The following is a 905-nucleotide window of genomic DNA, read 5'->3' as shown; positions in this document are numbered from 1 at the left end:
CCAAAAGAGGCAGCAAATGCACTTCCTGAGACAGCAATCCCCCGTAAAGCCCCGACCAACAAGGTCATGGGGCGTAAGAGTCGGAGTGAACTTGCCCCAAGACCCGCGGTTAGCAAGCCCAGCGAGCGCCCTGCGGCTGCTAAGCCCCGCCAGCTTGCAGCAACACCACGACTGAGTACTCTAAGCTTAATAAAAGAGCCCATCAATTGAAGAAGCCCAAGACGTGTGCCAGCCATGGTAAAGCGCAACACGCGCAGAGCAATATTAAAAGCCATCAGAGCGGCAATGGTTTTGATAATAGCGCTTGTTAAAGTGGGATGGGCATTCGCCCACGCCATAAGCCCATTGGTAAAATTGCCAACACTTTCCATCAAACTGTTGAGGGGGGGCAGAAGCACTTCACCAATGGTGATGCCCAGAGCCACAATACGGTTTTGCAAGAGTTCAAATTGCCGCATGGCACCGGTTGCTTGTTTGTCTGCTTCTTGTTCTACAGAACCTTTAAAGACTTGTGGATCTTTCACATAATCTAAAGCTTGCCCTAACAATTCGGGGTTACCCACCAATTTGGCAAAATCACCAGTAAAATCGCGCCCAGCAATGGCAATCAGCGAGCGCATCCCCTGTTCGGATTTACCCAACACATTAAAAAAGCGCACCAAAGTGCCGGTAGCATCTTTGTCCAGATCTTGCATGAACTTTTCGCGAGAAAGCCCGATATTGGCAAAAGCATCTTCAATATGCTTGCCTCCTGCCTGAATACGGGCACTCATGGCATTAAAACCACGCGCGGCACTCTCTGGAACAATCCCAGCAGAAATCATCGCCGTACCAAATGCTGCGGTTTCCCGCGCGGTGAGCTTAAACATGGTTGCCGCACCGGTGGCACGATTGGTAAAATCAGA

1 protein-coding gene is annotated in these 905 nt (G+C 50.6%); it reads right to left on the bottom strand.

Annotation, left to right across the window (positions count from 1 at the left end; genetic code table 11):
• Window positions 1–905, bottom strand: a 905-nt coding sequence (locus ACFING_RS09920) for a phage tail tape measure protein (RefSeq protein ID WP_375630803.1), incomplete at both ends; no start/stop codon positions are given.

Source organism: Bartonella sp. AP150HLJHH (assembly GCF_042196385.1).
GTDB lineage: Bacteria > Pseudomonadota > Alphaproteobacteria > Rhizobiales > Rhizobiaceae > Bartonella.
The sequence above is the reverse complement of the archived record's forward strand: the minus strand, read 5'-3'. Positions and strand labels throughout refer to the sequence as shown.